18 protein-coding genes are annotated in these 21,006 nt (G+C 53.4%); 10 read left to right on the forward strand and 8 right to left on the reverse strand.

The window, feature by feature from the left end; translation table 11 throughout:
* Positions 1-10: 10 nt before the first annotated feature.
* Positions 11-838: a hypothetical protein gene (locus tag VE954_RS20815; protein ID WP_324956337.1), complete on the reverse strand. Its 828-nt coding sequence runs from the start codon at positions 836-838 to the stop codon at positions 11-13.
* 243 nt (positions 839-1,081) lie between these two features.
* Here VE954_RS20815 and VE954_RS20820 point away from each other — a divergent pair, with 243 nt between their 5' ends.
* The 3 genes from VE954_RS20820 (at position 1,082) to VE954_RS20830 (ending at position 5,057) form a co-directional block, all read left to right on the forward strand.
* The gene (locus tag VE954_RS20820) at positions 1,082-2,839 is read left to right on the forward strand and encodes an OPT family oligopeptide transporter (RefSeq protein ID WP_324956339.1); all 1,758 of its coding nucleotides are present in this window, start codon (positions 1,082-1,084) and stop codon (positions 2,837-2,839) included.
* 101 nt (positions 2,840-2,940) lie between these two features.
* A complete protein-coding gene (locus tag VE954_RS20825) occupies positions 2,941-4,620 on the forward strand; it encodes a DUF6178 family protein (protein ID WP_324956341.1) in 1,680 nt (559 codons plus the stop codon).
* A complete protein-coding gene (locus VE954_RS20830) occupies positions 4,617-5,057 on the forward strand; it encodes a hypothetical protein (RefSeq protein ID WP_324956342.1) in 441 nt (146 codons plus the stop codon). Before VE954_RS20825 ends, VE954_RS20830 begins: the two co-directional genes overlap by 4 nt.
* Before the next feature lie 55 nt (positions 5,058-5,112).
* Here VE954_RS20830 and VE954_RS20835 read toward each other — a convergent pair whose 3' ends face one another.
* The 3 genes from VE954_RS20835 to speA all read right to left on the reverse strand — a co-directional run bounded on the left by VE954_RS20835 (position 5,113) and on the right by speA (position 8,691).
* Positions 5,113-6,111, reverse strand: coding sequence for a diguanylate cyclase (locus tag VE954_RS20835; protein ID WP_324956344.1), 999 nt, complete (start codon positions 6,109-6,111; stop codon positions 5,113-5,115).
* A gap of 49 nt (positions 6,112-6,160) precedes the next feature.
* Positions 6,161-6,640 carry a hypothetical protein gene (locus VE954_RS20840; RefSeq protein WP_324956346.1) on the reverse strand — a complete coding sequence of 160 codons (480 nt, stop codon included), beginning with the start codon at positions 6,638-6,640 and terminating at the stop codon, positions 6,161-6,163.
* A gap of 128 nt (positions 6,641-6,768) precedes the next feature.
* A complete protein-coding gene (gene speA, locus VE954_RS20845) occupies positions 6,769-8,691 on the reverse strand; it encodes a biosynthetic arginine decarboxylase (RefSeq protein ID WP_324956348.1) in 1,923 nt (640 codons plus the stop codon).
* 214 nt (positions 8,692-8,905) lie between these two features.
* On the opposite strand from speA, the gene rsmD reads away from it, so the two are divergent.
* The 7 genes from rsmD to VE954_RS20880 all read left to right on the forward strand — a co-directional run bounded on the left by rsmD (position 8,906) and on the right by VE954_RS20880 (position 15,794).
* On the forward strand, positions 8,906-9,508 hold the full coding sequence (gene rsmD, locus VE954_RS20850; protein ID WP_324956350.1) for a 16S rRNA (guanine(966)-N(2))-methyltransferase RsmD: 603 nt from the start codon (positions 8,906-8,908) through the stop codon (positions 9,506-9,508).
* Entirely contained in the window at positions 9,505-9,993 is a 489-nt protein-coding gene (gene coaD / locus VE954_RS20855; protein ID WP_324956352.1) for a pantetheine-phosphate adenylyltransferase, read from the forward strand. Before rsmD ends, coaD begins: the two co-directional genes overlap by 4 nt.
* Positions 9,994-10,148: 155 nt before the next feature.
* The gene (locus VE954_RS20860; RefSeq protein ID WP_324956354.1) at positions 10,149-11,051 is read left to right on the forward strand and encodes an ImmA/IrrE family metallo-endopeptidase; all 903 of its coding nucleotides are present in this window, start codon (positions 10,149-10,151) and stop codon (positions 11,049-11,051) included.
* 190 nt (positions 11,052-11,241) lie between these two features.
* Positions 11,242-13,407, forward strand: coding sequence for a hypothetical protein (locus VE954_RS20865; RefSeq protein WP_324956356.1), 2,166 nt, complete (start codon positions 11,242-11,244; stop codon positions 13,405-13,407).
* A 96-nt stretch (positions 13,408-13,503) separates the two neighbouring features.
* Positions 13,504-13,737 carry a FeoA family protein gene (locus VE954_RS20870; RefSeq protein WP_324956358.1) on the forward strand — a complete coding sequence of 78 codons (234 nt, stop codon included), beginning with the start codon at positions 13,504-13,506 and terminating at the stop codon, positions 13,735-13,737.
* 13 nt (positions 13,738-13,750) lie between these two features.
* Positions 13,751-15,619, forward strand: a complete 1,869-nt coding sequence (feoB, locus tag VE954_RS20875; RefSeq protein ID WP_324956360.1) for a ferrous iron transporter B — start codon at positions 13,751-13,753, stop codon at positions 15,617-15,619.
* A gap of 10 nt (positions 15,620-15,629) precedes the next feature.
* Positions 15,630-15,794 carry a FeoB-associated Cys-rich membrane protein gene (locus VE954_RS20880; protein ID WP_324956362.1) on the forward strand — a complete coding sequence of 55 codons (165 nt, stop codon included), beginning with the start codon at positions 15,630-15,632 and terminating at the stop codon, positions 15,792-15,794.
* On the opposite strand, the gene VE954_RS20885 is transcribed toward VE954_RS20880, so the two are convergent.
* From VE954_RS20885 to VE954_RS20900, 4 genes are all read right to left on the reverse strand, one after another.
* Positions 15,791-16,069, reverse strand: a complete 279-nt coding sequence (locus VE954_RS20885) for a hypothetical protein (protein WP_324956364.1) — start codon at positions 16,067-16,069, stop codon at positions 15,791-15,793. The two genes, VE954_RS20880 and VE954_RS20885, sit on opposite strands and share 4 nt — an antisense overlap.
* Before the next feature lie 39 nt (positions 16,070-16,108).
* Positions 16,109-17,053 carry a hypothetical protein gene (locus tag VE954_RS20890; protein WP_324956366.1) on the reverse strand — a complete coding sequence of 315 codons (945 nt, stop codon included), beginning with the start codon at positions 17,051-17,053 and terminating at the stop codon, positions 16,109-16,111.
* A gap of 111 nt (positions 17,054-17,164) precedes the next feature.
* Entirely contained in the window at positions 17,165-19,159 is a 1,995-nt protein-coding gene (locus VE954_RS20895; RefSeq protein WP_324956368.1) for an acetyl/propionyl/methylcrotonyl-CoA carboxylase subunit alpha, read from the reverse strand.
* Between the two features lie 10 nt (positions 19,160-19,169).
* On the reverse strand, positions 19,170-20,975 hold the full coding sequence (locus VE954_RS20900; RefSeq protein ID WP_324956370.1) for an acyclic terpene utilization AtuA family protein: 1,806 nt from the start codon (positions 20,973-20,975) through the stop codon (positions 19,170-19,172).
* Positions 20,976-21,006 lie beyond the last annotated feature (31 nt).

Here is a 21,006-nt window from a genome sequence, read left to right on the forward strand (position 1 = left end):
AAAAGGCTCCTCAATTGATGGTCTGAATGACGATTTTTTTACCGGCGGCCTTGGCTGTCTCGAGGGTGTTAAGACCGAGCTTCGTTTTGAAGCTGGTTCCATCGGTCAGAAGCATTTCCACAGCACCCTGATAGCCTTTAGGGAATTTTTCATTGATGAAGGCGCGCATCTTCTGCTTCTGCTCGGCCGATACATTCATAAGCACGCCGGTCTGCGAAAGGGTGGTGGACAGTTTGATGGGAGCCTGGCCAAAATCCAGTTCCTCGTTGCCCAGCCGCACTTTACTGATTGCATAGTGCAGCTTGCCGCCCATAAACTGACCAGCGCGCAGAATGTCCCACTTCATACGGGTCTGTTCGGCAACACGCTCGATCAAAGCCTGCGGACGGGAGAAGAGACCTTCCTCACTCAGATTGCGATCATCGATCTCGTCCATGGAGAGGTCGTAATCCACCATTAACTGAATCTGGTTATCGGGTGGCAGGATGATCGTTCCATCCTTCGGGATCGAGATCATTTCGATCTTGCCGCCCTTATAAGGGAACTTGTGCCGATACGTGGTGCCGTCGGAATTGGTGCGAACGTTGGAGGTGTACGTATAGGCACTCGGGTAAAGTTTGGTGACGATCTGCTCCACACCATCGCCAGTGGGTGAATTATCGTAAGTCACTTCATAGACCCATAGGCCCACTTCATCGACTGTTTCCATGTCGATTTTAGCAAAACCATTGGTGCGGACTCCAGGTTGACCGGGATAGTTCTGGATAGCGCAGTTGCTCAAAAGCAGGCCTGACGCCATACAGCCGAGCAGCGCCCACCCTTGTGGTCTCAATACCATAGCATTCTCCTTCGAGTTGTTTGCATCATAGTAGCCGATGTGAGAGTTGGCGGTCTGTAAAAATAAACTGGATATCGGCGAAGGTTGGCTCAAAAAATAAACGCATGAAATTTCTTTTGTGCAGGTCGCGCGAAACGGCTAGATTCCTCAGGTTCTTTCCTGAACAGGTATAAAGATTTCGCCCCAGGGCATGTCCTGTCAGGATTTCGTGTTCACGTTTCCATCGGCGGAGCAGGCTTTTCCATGCAACATGCAGAACCCCAACGTCAATTGACCCTTCGCGCGGCCATTGCAGGCATGTTGCTCGGTGGGCTCATGAGTCTATCCAATCTCTATGTATCACTCAAAACCGGCTGGAGCCTGGGCGTCTCCATCACAGCCGGGATATTGGCCTTTGCGATCTTTTCTGTCCTCTTGCGACTTCGCATTGTGCGCACGGCCTTTGGCATGCTCGAAAATAATGCGATGCAATCGGTGGCGAGTGCCGCAGGTTATATGACCGGTGGGGGTACGGTGGCGGCCATCCCGGCTTTGATGATGATCACCGGCGAAACCATGGGCGCGTGGCCGATGTTTTTCTGGATCAGCGTGATTGCGATGCTGGGTGTGGTGATGGCGATCCCGATGAAACAGCAGATGATCAACGTGGAGCAGTTGCGCTTTCCCACGGGAACTGCGGCGGCAGCCACTCTGCAGGCCCTGCATGATCATGACGGGGGCGCAGAAAATAAGCAGGCGCGCTATCTGACCATCGCCGGTGTGATTGGGGCTGTCATCGCGTTTCTTCGTGATGCGCACGGACGCTTTATTCCCTTTAATTTACCTGACAAATTCACTTTTCCTGGCAAGTTAGCCGGTCGGCCTTTGGTGGATTACACGTTTGCGATGGAAAGCAGTTTAATCCTGATCGGCGCGGGCATGATCATGGGGTTTCGCGCTGCCTGGAGTATGATGCTCGGCGCTGTGATCAATTATGGAGGCCTTGCGCCCTGGCTTTATGAAAACGGTGTGATTGATGCCAAGCTTGGCTATCGGGTGATCGTTGGCTGGAGCGTTTGGTTTGGTTCGGCCATGATCTTGACCAGCGGGCTTTTGGCCTTTGCCTTCCAATGGAAAACCGTGGTGCGTGCGGTGCGCAGCGTGTCAGCAGCTTTCGGCGGTCAGGGCGAGGACGCCAAGGAAGTGCCCATGAGCTGGTTTTTTATGGGCGTTCTGGTGATCGCTCCCTTCGTCGTGTTTCTGGAATGGTATCTCTTTGACATTAAGATCTGGATGGGCGTTCTTTCCGTGATGCTGAGCTTTTTCATTGCCATCGTTGCCTGTCGAGCCACCGGTGAAACCGATACCACGCCTACGGGGGCCTTGGGCAAGATCACGCAGATTACATTTGGAGCGCTGGATGTGGGCAACGTCACGACCAACCTGATGACGGCCAACGTCACCGGCGGGGTCGGGCTTCATTCCGCGGATTTGCTGACGGATCTGAAAAGTGGTTACATTCTGAAAGCGGATCCCAGACAGCAGTTCTGGGCCCAATTTTTAGGCGTTCTCGCGGGCTCGCTCTTTGTGGTGCCGGCCTATCATCTTCTGATTCCAACCGCCGATGTGCTCGGCACGGATAAGTGGCCCGCACCTGGGGCCCAAACCTGGAAAAGTGTGGCCGAACTTCTGGCGAAAGGCTTCAATAGCCTGCATCCCACAGCTCAGATGTCACTGCTCGTGGGCGGTTTGCTTGGGATTGCTCTGGTGCTTTTGGAACGCTATCTGCCGCGCTGGAAAAAGTATATTCCATCGCCTACCGGCCTGGGTCTGGCCTTTACGATGCCGGCCTATAACACGATTGCCATGTTCATTGGCGCCCTGGTGGCCTTATGGCTCGAGAAGAGCCGACCGACCTTGGCAGAAAAGACAGTGATTCCCGTAGGCTCCGGATTCATTGCCGGCGAGAGTCTGATGGGCGTTCTGATTGCGATTTTGGTTGTGATCGGGGTGCTTTCCTGATCCAACAAGACATGGACATTCCCGGGGAACAGGTGTAAGGATCAAAGTTTGACCGGAAAAACCTTCCGATCCAGCCTGACCTTTTGCCGGGGAGCCTACCCATGGAAAATCGACTTTCTGACTCCTTCGTTGCTACCAGTCTCGATGCTGGACATCAAAATTTAGCCTGGGAACCAGGACCACCTTCGGGTTTCTTAGCAGGTATCGATCTTAAGGCGATCCTTGCCGATCCTGATGCTGCTGAAGTTGTGCCGGAATTGCCGACCCAGGCGCTTTACTATGCCTTGAAACAGCAGGGAGTTGAGGATGCCCTCGATCTCCTGCCCCTGCTCAGTCCCGAGCAGGTGGAACGCATGCTCGACTACGAGGCGTGGTCGCAGGATGAGTTGGTTCCTAAAAAATTCTTTAACTTTTTAAAGCCGTTTGGCGAAATCAGTCGCGAGCAGCTTTACGAGCGCTTTGCTCACCTTGATGAAGAGTATCAGCTGGCCGCGCTGCAGGGATTTTTCCGCGTGCATGAAGTGGAAGATGCTTACGATTTGCCAGAAAGTCTTGCGGAAACGGCCTATCGCATGCCTTGCAATCGCGTCTTCTACGAAATCCTGAGCGAAGATCCCGAGGAGATTGCTTTCCTTGAAGAGCTGATGGAATCGATCCGGGAAAACAATATGCGTTATGCCTATTCCGTCCTCGGTCACGCCAGCCATCAACCTCCAGGTGAAGCCTTGGCTCAGGTCGCCCGCTTCCGTAAAGGTCGTTTGGAAGATGAAGGTTTTGTGAGTTACGAGGAAAGTCTGAGCATTTTCGCGCCGATCGATCCGTCGAATCTGCTGAAGAAGTGGACCGAGAGCGACCGGTCCATGGACCTGACCAGCCTCGCGGTGCAGGGCGGTTCCGGTTTGTTTTTGGACGCTGTACTCCAGGCCGCGCGTGAACAGAATGTCTCGGTGGATGAGCTTTATAATATGCATCAGGGATTTTTGTACTTGGCGAACGCACTGTGTGCTTCGACCCAGGTTGGTCCTGATGATATCGCGGGATTGAATCGCCTGCTGGAACAGGGCAAGGCGCTTTTGAGCCTGGGTCTTGAATACCTCGCTCAAGGTGAATTGGAAACCGGCATTCGGGTGCTGCGGGGCGAGAGTACGCGGACGCTGTTCCGTGTCGGCCTGAGTCTGGTGGACCAGCTGCGCGGCGAGGTGATCAAGCGTCTTGAAGAGATGCGGTGGCCGCGTGCGGATCGTATGCGCCGCTTCTATATCGCCAGGCAGTGGGGCCAGATTCTTTTGGAACTCGATCGCCACTGGGTGACCCACGTGGGTTTGCAGGCCGGTGAGGTCATGAAGGGTCTGTTCAATCGCTTCCCGATGGTGCCGATGCGCATGATGCAGGATCAGAATCGCATCGTGTTTGCGCCGATCATCAACCTGCGGGAATTTTTGCAACTGGAGCGTAATCTTCAGACCATTATGGGTTATCTTTATGCGGCCACATTCAGCGGCCTGCCGTTGAATCAGTCCATCGACCTTGTCCTGCGTGAAGGGGCGATGAACGCCATCCGTAACGCCGGGACGGACAGCAACGTGCCACGGATTTTGGAAGAGTGGAGACACCGCCTCGAAGCCGAGCAAAAAGCCTGGTGGGTGGGCGAACATTCGGGCCAGGACGAAGTCCTGGATGCCGTCATTGATATGATCCATGAGGAATTGCATGGGCTGATCGTTTTGCCTCGCGGCAAGCGTTCGTCCCATGATTCACAGAGTGAGGTGCCAACGACATGAGTGAAGCCAACGATCATTCCGAATTTTTGACCCAGGAAGACTGCGATGCCCTGGCCAAAACCATGGAATCAAAATATGCCATGGCTTTGAAGGGTCGAGGTTTTCAGGTGGAAGCCGAAGTCAAAGGCCGCGGCGTCTTTGTGAAAGTCGTTCTCTCGAATCATGACAAGAGCTACTACTACCCGGTGGAAGCCCGCGTTCTTTATGAAAAAGAGGAACTGCAGAAGGGCGAAGCCGCGCTTTTCCTGCTCGATTACATCGATACTTATTTTGAAGAGTATTTGACTCAGGAACATGAGGACGTTTATCTGCCGATCGACTGGGCTGACTATCAGTATGAAGCGGTCGATTTTCAGATGCGCGGTCAGATTTTGAATTTGAAACTGGAAGAGATGGCGGAACAGCTGCTGAAAAGCGACTCGGCTGCGATGCATTGATGATGGAATAGGCGGACGGCTCCAGAGGTCAGGACCTGAGCAGGTCCTGATCAGTTCAGGAGCCGGTTGCTGTTCGAGCGGTATTGATGATCTTGCCGCCGTCGTGGAGTGAAACCATGTTTCGACCCTGGTGTTTCGAGTCGTAAAGGGCAGCATCCGCGCGGGCCATGGCTTCGGAATAGGTTTCCTTGCCGATTTGAATCGTCGCCACACCGCAACTCAAGGTTGTGGGAATGTGCTTCTCTTCAAAAATCATGACTTCATCCTGCACGGCCTGACGAAGTTTGTTCGCGGCGATGGCAGCATTTTCAAAGGTTGCCGCGGGCAAAATCACCAGAAATTCCTCACCACCGTAACGGCAGCAGACGTCAGTCTTGCGGAAAGTCTGTTTCATGATGCGCGAGACATTTTTCAAAACATAGTCACCGGCCTGGTGACCATATTTATCGTTGATCTTCTTAAAGAAGTCGATGTCACACATGACGACCGAGATATGATAACGCTCATTCTCAGGCAGGGCTTCCATGCGGGAGACCTGGCCGGTCAGGTATTCTTCGAAATAGGCGCGTGTAAAGAGGGTGGTCAGTGGATCCGTGATCGACTGAATCGCCTTGTCCTTATACTGATCCTGCAGATTGGTTTCTGCCGTCACGTCGCGTAACAGGAGGAAGAAGCCCAGCTTCTGACCCGTGCTTTGCTGCACAAAGGGATAAATGCCCAGGATCAGGTTCAAGGTCTCGTTTTCAGGTTTGCCTGCCAGATGACCCCGAACTTCATCGATCCGAATGGGACTGTCGTATTCAAGGAGTTCCTTGAAGCCGATGGTCTTGCCATCCAGGGAGAAGTTAATGATGGAATCAAGGCTGTCCGCTTTCAGGAGCTGACGGAGCTTCTGCCCCGTCACCTGCGCGAGCATCTGATTGGCTTTGACAACGCGACCTTGGGCGTCGATCACCATGTAGGCGTCCAGCAGTACTTTGACGAAATGCTCAAAACGCGCAAATTCCGTCGTAATGCTTTCGAGGTTGTCTAAACTTTTTACCGCTTCTGACATGCCCGCACCTTTTTAGGACCGCTTCTTCAACTTCAATTCCTGCGCTTCTCTAAGCCGCCAGGAACGCGAAATACTCTTCTTCCATCTCTTCCAATTCCATGTCGGCACCACAGGAGGAACACTTTACAGGTTCAAGACCAGCATCCGGATTCTCGGGAAGATTTTTACCAGCTTCAAACAGTATATCTTCTTCATGACCACATTCGTCACAAACATAACAACCATAAACTGAGCGGATATCCGCATTGCCCTTGAAACTGGGTATCATATTGATCTGCATGACGATTTCACCAGTGCACTCTTCGAAGATGATGCTCCGCTGATCCTTCTGCAGGTCCCGCATGAAGTTGATCCAGCTACGAACTCCGCAGCTATTGACCGAATCCACGTTCTTGAAATTAAAGACGACTTGTTTACCCAGCTTGGGGAGTAATTGACTCAGATGAACCTCCGCCTCGGCGTCGATCGGCCCGGCATAGTTCACATGGTCCCATCCATCTTTCTGGACGATTTGTATGCTAATCCCCATGAAATCCCTCTCAGTATCCCATCGCTGGCACAACACTAGTAGCAGGATCGGATTGAAACATGATTCCTTGAGGCAAAAAAGAAAAGGTCGCACAGGGCGACCTCGGTAAGATTTTTAACTCTCTGGAATTATTTGCCTTCTTTGAGGTAGGGCGAGGATTCCAGATATTCTTTCAAGCGGGCTTTGATTCCCTCGGCTTCAGCTTCGGTGAGAAGATCCTTACTCATGGCCGTATTCAACTGCTTGAAAAAGCTTTCCCAGAGTAATGGCATCTCATAGTTACGACTCGTCAGAAGTTCTTCAATCGGATCGCCGGTGGTCGTTTTGGTGATTTCCCAACGACCGTCGTTCTTCATGATGATTTCCGCTTCGTTGATCGCTCCGAAGAGGTTGTGTTCGTTCGCCAAACTCTCCTGATAAGCACCCACCAGGAAGAAGCCCAGGTAGTAGGGCTTCGCCGAGGGGGAGTGCAGATCCAGCACGTTGCGCATGTCGCGGCGGTCGATGAATTTCTCCAAACAACCATCCGAATCGCAGGTGATGTCGACGATCGTGGCCTTGTGCGTCGGCTTCTTCTCATGGTGCGACAAAGGAATCACGGGGAACAGCTGATCGATCGACCAGGAATCCGGGATGGACTGGAAGATCGAGAAGTTCGCCAGGAACTTGCTCACCATGCGTTGCTGCAGGTTCTCGAATTCTTCGGGCTGGTGCTTTTCGTAGGACGAAAAGAACAGGGCCCGACGGCAGATGCGGTAAAACAGCTGCTCGGCATTCGCGCGATCCTGCAGGGTCACATAACCCAGGTTGAAGAGCGTGAACATCTCTTCATAGTATTCGATCGCATCATGGTAGTACTCGACGAAGTTCTTCCGGTTGACGTTATCCAGGATGTACTTCAGCTCGGCCAGACCCTTGTGCGAACCATTCTTTTCCTGTGGAAAGAAGTCGTATTCACCGACCGCGGAAAAGCTTTCGGTGCTTTGGACTTCCCGAATGTCCGTAATCACGATGGAGTGATAGGCCGCGATCACGCGACCGGATTCGGTCACGATCTGGGGGCTTGGCACCTCTTCGTTCTTACACACTTCGCCGATCTCGTAGATCACGTCGTTGGCCAGCTCCTGGAGGGAGTAGTTGGCGCTCGACGCGAACGAGGTTTTACTGCCGTCATAGTCCACGCCCACGCCGCCACCGATGTTCAAACACACAGGTTTGAAGTTCATCTTGTGGACCTTGGCGTAAACGCGCGAGGCTTCCTTGATCGCGTTTTTAATACGCTTGATCTCGGTCACCTGGGAACCAATGTGGAAGTGCAGCATATACAGACGATCGCGCAGGTTGGCTTCGTCCAGCATCTTCAGACACTGCAGCACTTCAATGGTGGTCAGACCAAATTTCGACGATTCCCCGGACGACTTCGCCCATTTACCGGAACCGCGGCTGTAAAGCTTCACACGGATACCAATATAAGGACAGTGTTTGGGATCGGTCTTCGCTTGATCCAGGATCATCTGCAATTCATCCGGTCCTTCGACGACCAGAACCGCATTCTTGCCCATGGCGTTGGCAACGAACCCGAGGTCGATGAATTCGCGGTCTTTGAAACCGTTACAGACAAACAGAGCATCAGGGCTCAGATCGTAGGCGAGGGCCGCGATAAACTCGGGCTTGGAACCAACTTCCAAACCATAGTTATACTTCAGGCCGCATTCCACGATGCTGTCGATAAATTCACGGCGTTGGTTCACCTTAAAGGGGAACACCGCGCGGTGGCTTCCTTGATAGTTGTATTCCCACATCGCATCCTTGAACGCGGTGTGGAGACGGGCGATCTGATTCTCAATAATCTGCGGAAAACGCATGATCATTGGCGCATGAATGCCCAGCGACTTGGCCTTGCTGATAGCTTCAGGCAAATCGATAAACAGATGTTCTTCACCTGTGGGGTGGCAGACGACATTGCCGTTGTCAGCAATGCTAAAATAGCCGGCGCCCCAGCCGTCGATGCCGTAGAGTTCGCGAGCTTCCTGTATCTGCTGGATATTCATACGCTTTTCCCCGCCAAAAGAGACCTAAAGTAGCGATACTTTAGTGAATCGCTAGCAAATTGCAAGCCTTAATACCCCCTGGGGAAAAAATGATTTCAACCCAGCTCCAGCGCCTTGTCAGAGGCTGCGGAACCCACTAAGCTGCCCTCCGTAAGTCGTTAGGAATATACAGTTCAACTTCGAGGTCAAGCGTGGCAAGGAAGGAACCCACCCGATGAGTCTTCGCCTATCGTCTGGATTTTGTCAGGGCATGCGTCTCGAAAATCCTGCATCCGTGACTCGTCCCACCGCCAGTCGGGTGAGAAGCGCCATTTGGAATACATTGCAGTTGCGACTCCCAGGCGCGCGGGTTTTGGATATTTGCGCCGGCTCTGGTGCGGTCGGGATTGAAGCGCTGAGCCGCGGGGCGAGCCGGGCGACTTTCGTTGAACAGGATAAAGCCGCCTTGAAAGCTCTGCAGCGCAACCTTGCCGAAGTGGAAAGACGGGCGAAAAACCAGGGTCTCACGGTCGGGATTCAGGTGCTGGGCAAGGCTGCAGAACAGGCCCTCACCCAGTGCCCGACCGAGGGTTTTGATATCCTGTGGATCGATCCGCCGTTTGCCATCATCAGCGAACTCCTGCCACGACTCGTCTCTGAACTGAACCGACTCGGTGCCGAGGACAGCACGCTGGTCGTGGAAAGCGATAGCGCTGACCTGGAAAAAATTCCTGCCCTGCTCGATCCCACTGGGCAAGGAATGTGGGATCTCCACAAGCAAAAAGCCTATGGTAAAATTGGGGTGAGCTTCTTTAGCAAAAGAAAGAACGTGGCATGAAAACATCCAGCAAAGTCGCCATTTTTCCGGGGAGCTTCGATCCCTTCACTATCGGTCACCAGCAGATCGTCGAGCAGTCGCTTGATCTTTTTGATGAGGTGATCATTGCCATCGGTCAGAGTGCGACCAAGGTTCCGCTGCTCAGCACCGAGCTGCGGCTGGAAGCGCTCCGGGAAACCTTTGCCCAGAGCAAAAGGGTCAAGGCCGAAGCCTTCTCAGGTCTGGTCGTTGACTTCGCCCGTCAGCGAGGGGCGCGTTTTCTGATTCGCGGCCTGCGGAACGAAACCGACCTGGCGTTTGAATTGCCGATGGCCCACACCAACCGCTGTCTGGCCAGCGACATTCAAACGGTTTTTCTGCCGACATCCCCGGAACGCGCCTTTATCTCCTCGACCCTGGTGCGTGAAATAGCCAAACATCGCGGAGATTTTGCTGCTTTTGTGCCGGAATCCTTCGCGCGTCGCATGAAAGCAGCCCATCCCTGATTTTGGGTATGGTCATACATACCTGGAGCACTTGACCTGGATTCTAAAATCGTTTCTAATGGGAGAAGGTTCAATTCGCCAAACCGAAAAGATAGTTTAAGGGTCACCGACCTTTAGCATCTGAAAGCTATTCATACCTGGCAATGGGAGAGTCGATGAAGAAGGTTGAAGCAAACCGTTACCCCCATTCGGCAACCTTGTTCAGATTCTGCAAAGAAGCGCTCGAGATACGTTACGACGGCAACGTCAAGGTCATCGATCAGGACGTCGGTGCCATCCTCGGTTACGATCCAGCCGACTGCAGCCACTGGAAAAAGGGTAAGAAGAATATCCGCTCGCTGAGCACGCTGCGCAGCATCGCGGATCATCTGAACGTCGATGAATCCCTGCTGATCGACATCACCTCGGGCAAGGTCTCGCTGGATGAAGCGGTCTTTGAATTCCGCGGCTACGGCCAGTTCACTCTGAGCGGCAAGCCCCTGGAAAGCCTGAAAAAGGAATACTTCAAGAACCCAGGCAAGTGGCAGTCCTCGGGTCAAACCTCGGCCTTCGAAGAAGTCTTCGATATCCAGCGTTATGCTGTGGTCCGCCTGGCCGAAGATATCATTCATAATGGTGGCTTCACCGAAGCTCCTATTTATATACCTGAGATCCTCCGCATGTTCCCAGCCATCCAGCTGGCCACTCGCGTGGAGCAGGAAGAGCCCTTCACCGTTCGTCATGAAGGCGAAGGTCGCGATCTGAAGAGCACCATCGTCAGCCGCGAATCAGAAACCCGGCCTTACATTCGCTTTATTGCCGCCAAGACGCTATTCAAACACCTGGTAGCCAGTCAGTATCCTGATACCGGCATGTTTGCCAACAGCCCGGCCGAGATTCTTGATATCCAGTCCAACATCTTCGCTGGTGCCCTTTTGGTACCTGGCGACATGCTGCGGCGCGAAGTGGATCGCATCGATACTTCGTTTGATCTACTCCGTCAGCTGGCGGATATGTTCTGGGTCTCCAGGTCGCTTATGAATCAGAGATTGCGGGATTTCCTCGAATTCCATAATTGATTGTTGAAACGTGAAAACGAACAGCCCGCTTCCTCTCGAAGCGGGTTTTTTTATAAGCAGATTCGTGGTTTCCACCTCCTCCCCCATATTTGTCCCGATCATTCATGACCTGCCGGCTAAAGTTAAAACCCACTCAGCCGAAACTTAACTGGAATGCCGAGAGTGTAATAATACCCTCAGGACGGGATAGATGAGCCAGCTGTTTAGACTCAAAAATGGAACTGTGCTGCTGTCGACGGAAGCGCCTGGCGGTATCTATAATTCCAGCCAATTGAAGAAAATCGCCGAGTTATGCTCCAAGGAGCTGGCGATCGTCAAAGCGACTGAAGATCAAAGGCTGGCCTTATTCGTCAAAGAAAGCGAAGTCGAGAACGTTGCCAAGCAATTGCGGGCCATGGGTCTTGGCTTCCGTCATTATCAAGATAGTCTGCATCAACCCGTATCCTGCCTGGGCGAACTCTGTGAAGAACATGAGCAGCCCGCTATGGCCACGGCCATGGAGATTACCAAGGAAATTGCGAGCATTCAGCTGAGTGCATCTTTGAAAATTGGGGTGAACGGTTGTGCCCGTTGCTGCACGCCTTGCCATACCCTGGATATTTCTGTTGTGGGCGATGCCAGCGGTTACCGCATCAGTCTTGGTGGAAAAACCAAGCAAATGCCCGAATTTGCCAGCTATTTTGCCGAGGGCGTACCGCCGAAGGAATTGCCGAAGCGGCTGAAGGCTGTGATTGAAGCTTATAAGAGCCTCGCGGAAGACGGCGAAACCCTGCATGACGTGATCGAACGCTGCGGGGTTACGGATTTTGTCCAGGCCCTGGCTCCTTATAGTCAGGATGCGGCCCAGCGGGAAGATCCCTTTGCCAAGGAAGCCAGCGGTGAATCCTTGGATGATCTGGCGATCATGGAGGACAGCTCACTCGACGACGTGTCTCTGGATGGCGAATCTCTGGATGCTGAATCTCTGGACGACGCATCGTTGAACATGGAGTCACTCGACGCCGATGAGTCGCTGAGCGACGAGTCGTTGGAGACGGAAACTGCGGACTCTGCGGATGATGAAATTCTAGATTTTGAAGATGCTACGCCGGCCGCTGATCTGGAAATGGATCTGGCCGTTGAAGATGACTTGAGTGTTGTCGATGACCAGTTCGATGAAGGGACTCTTGAAGAAATCCCCATTGATAAAGCTGGCCATGGATCGCTTGAGGATGACTTGTCTCTTGGCAACGATGATGTTGCATTGGACATGAACGACGTTGATTTTACCGAAGACAGCGTGACGTCGTCTAACGATGACAGTCTGCTTGATGATACCCTGGAAGATGAGTTGAGCCTCGATCCAACTTCGGCCGTCGCGGAAGATGACATCGATCTGAATGCGCCGGAACTCGACGTGGCTGATGACGTGGTCGAAACTCTGCCGGAAACTTCGGACATGGAACTCGACGAGTCGATCTCCATGGAAGACGATCTGCCGGAAGACCTGAGCGCGGACCTTGGTGACGACCTTGATGACAGCAGCATGGACCTGGCGGAAACTCCACTGGACGAAGATCTGGAAGGTATTCCAGAATTGGATGAAGATCTTTCTCCAGAAGACGTGCCCGCACCGACTCTGGTGGCTCAAGCGCCTGCACCGGCTCCCGTAGCGGCCACGCATGATGAATTCGGTGAGGAGCTGCCGGCGGATGTCGCCGACCTTTCCGATGAAGAAGAAAGCCAATTTGAAGAAAAGCTTCAGGCCTCGATCGATGAAGAGAGCCGCATGATTGCCAAAGCTGACCCGGATTCCAATGTCGGTGATCGCGAAGCCGCGCTCAGCTTTTTGGAAAGTCCCGAAGCCATGGACGACGACCTTGAGGCCATTGAACTTGATGACGCCACCCTGGAAGAGCCGCTGGCTGTCGATGATGAGCTGGAAGAAATCAGCAGTGACGATGAACTCGAAATCCTCGGGGATGATGAGTCCCTCGATACCGATGCGGATACGTTGAGCGTGGCCGATGAAGAACTCGAACCCATCAATGAACCGATGGAAGAGTTCCCTGAACCGGGTCCGAGCGAGCTGGCGCATATCAAATCACGCCAGGTCGGACAGAAACTGCAGGGTTCTTCGACCCGTCAGCAATTTAAAGTCAGTGCCATTGCATTCCAGGACGAGCACATGCGCGTCACCTTCGATACCAGTGCCTATGTGGATTTCGATCTGAGTGCTTTGGGTCTGGGTGAGGAACGTAGCTTCCGACTGGGTGTCCAGAACGTTTCTGTGACCAGCACGAGCGAGGGTTACATACTCGAAGTTGACGGGATGCGACTTTTCCACCCGAAAACCAGTCTCCCTGCGGCTTCGTGAACTTCCGCCCTTGCCTAGCCTGACTTCGATCACTATGGTAAACCTTAATGATGAGAATCCTTCTCAACATGTCTGAGCAGACACATTGAGGTAATCATGACCCTCGGCGAACTCAAAAAAGGCCAGAAAGCCAAAGTCCTGCAAGCTCCTGTGTCACAAGGCACTGGCGAGCGTTTGCGGGAATTCGGCTTTGTTCCTGATGCCATTCTGGAAATTCTGGCTGAGGCTCCGTTTGGAGGCGATCCCATCCTGGTCATGATTCACGATACCAGAGTCGCCGTTCGACGCGATGACGCCCGTGGCATTCAGGTTTCTCTCCTTCAACCTTAAGCTGAGTCCCACGATGTCAGAAACGCAAGCCAGTCTTCCCACGCTTGTCCTGGTTGGCAGTCCCAACTGTGGCAAGACGGCTTTATTTAATGCCCTGACCGGTCTGAACCATAAGGTTGCCAACTATCCGGGCGTAACGGTGGACTGGGCAGAAGCCCTGAGCCGCAAACAATTTGGCCCGGCTATAAAAATCCTCGATCTGCCAGGAACCTATAGTTTGAATCCGCAGAGTGATGATGAGCTGCTGACGAAGCAGATCATTCAACGCGAAGGCCACTATCCGATCCAGGCCGATGTGCTGGTCTGCGTGGCCGATGTCAATCACCTGAGTTTACACCTGCGTCTGGTGATGGAAGTGATAGCCCTAGGCCAGCCGATGGTTCTGGCTATCAGCATGGTGGATCAGGCGGAAAAATTCGGCACCATGCCGGATCTGAAAGAATTGGAGCAGGCGCTTGGCATTCCCGTGCGTGCGGTCAGTGCTTTAAAGAATCGCGGTCTGCAGGAACTGATGGACACGATTCATGAGGTGCATGCGAAGTCGATTCAACCGCGAACTCTGTCCCTGCCGCAGGAACCTGTCGGTCGCATTCATTTTTTGAATAATCTGCTGCGCAAGGTCCAACCCAACGCCATGAAGCGCGGGTCGGGATGGACCGATCGCATCGATCGATGGCTTTTGCATCCATGGTTGGGACCGGTCGCTTTGATGTTGGTTTTCCTTCTGATCTTTCAGGCCATTTTTTCGTGGGCGAGCCTGCCTCAGGATTGGATTGAAGGCGGCATGGGGAACCTCGGTGTCTGGGCCGGCGGATTTTTGCCGGATGGACTTTTGAAAAGCCTGATCGTCGATGGTCTTATCAGTGGTGTCGGTGCGGTGGTCGTCTTCCTGCCCCAGATTCTTATTCTGTTTTTCTTCCTCCTCATCCTGGAAGATTCCGGATATATGGCACGCGCGGCTTTCCTCCTGGATCGCCTCATGCGCGGGGTGGGGCTGAATGGGCGTTCAGTGTTGCCGCTGGTTTCCGGTTTTGCGTGTGCCATTCCCAGTATCATGTCAACGCGCATCATGGGATCGCGCCGCGAGCGTTGGGTCACGATTCTTATTACGCCGCTGATGACCTGTTCGGCGAGGCTTCCGGTTTATACGCTATTAATCAGCGCCTTTATTCCTGAACGGCACATCTTTGGCTTCTTGAATCTGCAGGGATTTGTGCTGTTTGCTCTGTATGTCGGCGGCATCGCGTCAGCTCTGATGGTGGCGTGGGTGATTCAAAAGTTTGGCTGGGTCGGTGGTGCCAGTAGTTTTGTAATGGAGCTGCCCACCTATCGTTGGCCCACGAGCTTGAACGTCATCCGTGGACTTTATGATCGCGGCCTGGCGTTTCTTACGCGCGCGGGTACCTTCATCATGTCGGTGGTCATCATCCTGTGGTTTCTGTCGACCTTTCCGCTGCCGCCTGACAATGCGACCTTGCCAAGCATTCATTATTCGTTTGCGGGTCAAATGGGGCAATGGCTTGAACCCATCTTTGCTCCGCTCGGTTGGAATTGGAAAATAGTTGTCGCTTTGATTCCGGGATTCGCCGCCCGCGAAGTTTTGGTGGGTGCCCTGGGCATGGTCTATGCGATCGATCATACCATTGCTGATGAGCAGCAGATTACGGCGTTATCATCGATACTGTCTCATGAATTAACGCTGGCTGCTGCGGTCGCACTCCTGGTCTGGTATGTGTTTGCTCCGCAGTGTTTTGCAACTTTCGCCGTCATGCAAAAGGAAACACGTTCCTGGCGGATGACAGCGGCTGGATTCTTTTATCTTTTGGCCCTGGCTTATATGTTTGCGTGGATGGCCCACGGTTTGACGGAAGCCCTGGCCTGAAGGAGCCCTTATGCAGCCTTGGGATTATTTGGTTTTTGTCCCGGTGATTGGCGCGGGTTATTATCTTTGGCAAAGCCGTCGCAAAAAATCCTCCTGCGGGTCCTGCTCGTCGTGTCCGGCGACTCAGGGTTGTGGCAGCCGTGAGGATAAGGGCAAAAAAGTTACGCGCCTTTAATTTTTTTCGGGGATGCTGCGTGGCCCAAAGCCCGGATCATCCTTCCGCTCGACCTCGATGCCCCGGGGCTGCCAGGTCCCATCTTCCGTGCAGACCCTTTGATCATTGACACTGCGAACCCAATAGACGCGACCGACCGTGATGTCATCACAGGCCGGCAGCTCTTCTTCACTTTCCAGGGAATCCAGGGCAACCGCAGTGGGACGGCTGTCCCGAGTGGTTTTGCAGGCTGATAGCAGAGCCAGATTCATGATCACGAACGCCGTGAGACGCATGCGGTTCCTCCCAGAAAACCAGGGCGGAACCCTGGCGGTCTAATCCTGATGGGGCTTTTTCTTAAAAATGGTACCCGAAGACGTCACCGGAAGCATCAGGAAGCTGTTCTGAGCAAAGAATTCCGTAAGGTGCGGATAACGACCTCGCGATTGATAAGCCCAGAAAAGCTGGCGACGCGGATGCCGATGATTGAACAGCATTTCAAGAACGCCGATCTCTTCATCACTGAGGTTCTTTTCCTGTTTTTGTTGCAGAAGCAGTTCCACCGAATCACGCAAGCGATGATCGAGTTCAATGTGCTTATGCCGGGCTTCGAGGATATCAACCTTTTCCGTCTCTTCCTCGAACAGGGTCTGGTAGTGATGCCAGGCACTGGCCAGAAGGCTCAAGGTGGGAATCCGCGTTCCAAAGTGACGAACGACGATCAGCACTTGATCCACGGGATGAGTGTCGACCAGAATCTTGGCATCGCGTTCGGCGTTGAGAATTTCCTGATCGTTGACATCATCGCGGCCTTCCATAAACGCTTCCAAAATGCGTTTCCAGGTCGGCAGGGGATGCTTGATGGTGGGGGTGATGTCGCTTTGATGTTCACGATCATGCAGATAACGGACGTTGCTTTCGCGCTTGAAGGGGAAGAGCACCGCATCGTGACTCGTCACATCCTTGTCGAAATTCAACTGCCACAGATGAATGTTATACTGCAAGCCAATTCGCAGGGATTGACGGCCTTTGGGCTGCCCTGAGTCATGCACTTTTACATGCACGATATTGCGATCGATAAGATTTTGCATGGCCGCATGAAGAACTTCCTCCTGCTCCCCGACCAGCGACGCGAATTCCTTTTCGGTCGTAATCAGTTCGTGCATGTTGGACACAGCACAATTCAGAAGATAGAGGCAAATACTGTATTCACATGAACCGAGTCGTGCCATGGCCAGCACCTTGAAGCCTGACTCGGTCATGAAAGTTTGAAATGGCATGGGGCCTCCTTTCCCATTGAGTTCTCTCGAAAGAGCCTGATTCCTGCGCGAACAATAATGTCATAATGTCTTGTTCCGCGTGGATTGTCCAGCGCGGAGCGAATTCCGGACTTACGGAGCCGCAACACGCCACCGGGCAAGCAGTTCATCAACCTGAACCTGTTGACCTGTTGCCACAAGGACTTCATCGATAGTCCCTGAACGACTGGCTTGCACTTCGAATTCCATTTTCATGGATTCAAGAATGGCAACGATCTGCCGCTCTTTAACATTATCACCTGTTTTTACCAGAACTTTCACAACTTTTCCTGGCACGGGGGCGCAAATGTCAGCACTTTGTGCGGAGGAGCGGCCCGAAGCCAGGACGTCATCGGGTCTTTCCTCGCGCCAATAGGGTAAACCATCCAGGCTCACCCAGGTCAGGCGATGCCCCTGGTATCTGGCTTGGCAGAAGCAAAAACTCTGCCGATGCCCCTGTTCAAAAATAAGCCCACGACCCAGGACCGCCTGTCTATTGCGAAAGCGATGAGGCACCGAGACCTGTTGAACATACGGCAGATACATGTCCACATCAGCCAGTCGGGATTCCTTTTGGAAGATATCACGTGTCAGCTCGGAAATGCCGGGCGTATGCTGCGACGCTGGCTTATCCCTTTGTTCAATCTTCTGCAGAATACGTTCCGCCGTCTTTTGCTGCTTTTGGATCCTGCTATCCAACCATTCCGTGATTTCCGTCAGGTGCTCATCGATAAAGCGCGTGGTGGGAATGGATTCCGCGAAGGCTTTGTGATGCAAGACCGCGAGCAGAAATGGGACATTACTGGTGGGAATGGCCAGCACCGTGTGCGTCAGGCTTTGAATTAAGCGTTGAATCGCCTGCGTCCGATCGGCTCCCGTGGCCACGAGTTTTGCGATCATGGGATCAAAGCGGGACGTGACTTCGTCGATGGCATCAATGCCGACTTCCCAACGGATGCCCGGTCCGTGGAACGGCAGGAAGCCATGCACCGGACCGGGAGCAGGGAGAAATTTATTTCTGGTATCTTCCGCATACAGGCGCAGCTCAATGCTGTGGCCGGTCGGTGTCTGATGAATGCGGTCCTTAATCGTTTCCCCGTTGGCCACGCGGAACTGCCAGGCAACAAGGTCTTCGTTGAAGATCTGTTCGGTCACAGGATGTTCCACCTGCAGCCGCGTATTCATTTCGAGGAAATAAAATTGCTGCTCGGCTTTGGTGCGCTGTTCAGGCGACCAATCGACCAGAAATTCCACCGTTCCTGCAGAACGGTAGCTGACAGCCTTGGCGAGGCGGATCGCGGACTCGTGCATGCGGGCCCTTGTGTCGGCGCTCAGACCCGGGGCTGGGGCCTCTTCAATAATTTTTTGATGGCGCCGCTGCACGGAACAATCCCGATCACCCAGGGCCACCACGTGGCCGTGGCTGTCGCCAAAGATTTGCACTTCCACGTGACGAGGATATTCCAGGTAACGTTCCACAATCAGCGCGCCATCACCAAAGGCATTGATGGCTTCCGACTGCGCACGACGGATGGCTTCCTCAAATTCCTCTTCGGCGCGAACCACGCGCATCCCTTTGCCGCCGCCGCCCATGGCGGCTTTCAAAAGGATGGGGAAACCATGTTGCCTGGCAAAATCCCGGACCAGTTTCAAGTGGCTGCCATCTTCATGAATCGGCAAGCGTTCAATACCGGGGACCACCGGTACCTGATGCGCCTTGGCAATGTCACGAGCTTCGGCTTTGGAAGCCATTTCAGAAATGGAGCGCGCGGTCGGTCCTACCCAGGTCAGTCCTGCGTCTTCGACAAGGCTGGCGAAGCGAGCGTTCTCGGACAGAAAACCAAAACCCGGATGCACGGCATCGCATTCACTTTGCTGAGCGAACTGCACCATCAGCTCAGCGTTCAGATAAAGAGCCGGATTTTCTTCCGGAACTTTGATAAAGCGATGGACGAGGCCTTCCAGAAAAGCCGGAGGCGCGTCGCCGCTATAAATGGCGGCCGATTCAATACCAAGAGTGCGCGCGCCGAGGGCAATACGCCGAGCGATTTCCCCACGGTTGGCGATAAAAACACGTTGGATAGACATCTCAGCTTCCTTAGGACAAAAGATTCTGCGGAAGAGCCACGCGCTGCGCAATCAAACCCTGAGCAAAGGTTTTACCCTGGGCATCAATGCGAAGTGTCATGGTTCCCCCACCGCCCAAGGCCTGATCCAAAAGGAAGTTAAAGCCTTGCATGTTGGGCAGACTGTGCCTTGTAACGGTGCCATGGCAAAGTTCCTGGAAGAGATCCTTCACGCGTTGGGCGGTCAGGTATTTATCCAAAAACTCATAAGCCGCCTGGCTGCGCGCCATGACTCCGATGTTGGCCATATCTCCTTTATCACCGCTGCGCGCGAGGCAGATACGGCTCAAGGGCTGAAGCTGTTCACCTTGGTATTCCTTGATAACGTCCGCAATGGGTTTGGATGCCTTGGATGCGACCTGAGCCTTGGCTTCGGTCGGGGCATAGTGTCCCACCGGCGTTGTCGTGACGGTTTTTTCACTGGTGATTTCTCCCTTTTCATAAAGGGCGATCCGCGGATGCACGATATCCTTAGGCATCAGCGCCGGCCAGTAGCTCATGACCTTCTGGGCCTTGGGCACACCGCCGATCACAGCGACGCCAGGGGGCCCGCTCAGGATCAGCGATGGAATCATTTTGCCGAAGAGTCGCAGATCTTTTTCATCGGTCGCGCGAGCGCCCAAACGCAGCAGGATTTCATTGCCATCATCGCGATGAATCAACGAACGATGGCAGGCATTGAAGCCGACGTATTCAGTCAGCGTTTCAATAAAGGGCCCAGGACAGCGCTTCCAGAAGATTTCTGAAAAGGCTTCAGCCTTGCGCCGGGCGTTCGGACCCGAGATCATGATGGAGCCGATGGATTTATAGCCATCTTCATAGGCCATCGAAACTTTATAAAGAGGCGTGGGCTCAAAGCCTTTGACACCGAAGACGCGGACCCGGTCCTGACCATCCTGAGCCAACTGGATACTGCTGAAATTCGCCACCACATCCGGGGTGATATAGGCTTCGGGATGCCCCATTTCGTAGAAGAGCTGTTCACGGACGGTATCCACCGTCACCATTCCACCGCTGCCGACATGTTTGGTGACGACGAAGCTGCCATCTTCATTGACTTCAACAATGGGATATCCAATGTTGTCGAAGCTTGGCACTTTTTCCCAATCCGAGAAATTGCCACCCGTCGATTGTGAACCGCATTCAATAATGTGACCGGCGACGATGCCGCTGGCGAGGCGATCCCAGTCGTTCAGCTTCCAGTTAAACTCATGGATCATCGCGGCTATGGTGATGCCGGTATCGGTCACGCGACCGGTGACTATGATATCAGGATTCCATTTCAGAGCCTCGACCACAGGGGCCGCACCGAAATAAATATTCGCGGCCTGGATTTTATTCTGCACCGTGGCGAAATCCTCGCCGTTTTCCATATTGGCGAATTTGCAGCCTTTGGACTGCAGATCCTTAATATCGGGCAGAATATCGTCGCCGTAGACGATGGCGATCCTGGGTTGCAGGCCCAGTTCAGCGGCAAGCTTCGCGATCGCACGGGCACAGCTTTGTGGATTGACACCACCCGCGTTGGTGATCACAGTGGTTTTATCGGCCATCAGTTTGGGCAGAACGCCCTTGAGCATGCCGAGAAAATCCTTGGCATAACCCATCTCGGGATCAGTGGACCGCTGTTTTTGCAGGATGGACATGGTGATCTCAGCAAGGAAATCCATGCTGATGTAATCCAGGCGTCCGCCTTGGACCTGGCGCTCCAAAGCGTTGGGATCGTCACCCCAATAGCCTCCCGCATTGCCGATTCGTATGACTTTCTTCTGACTCATAATGTGATGCCCCTCTTGAGAATTGTCTTGA

Source organism: Oligoflexus sp., from assembly GCF_035638955.1.
Taxonomy (GTDB): Bacteria; Bdellovibrionota_B; Oligoflexia; order Oligoflexales; family Oligoflexaceae; genus Oligoflexus.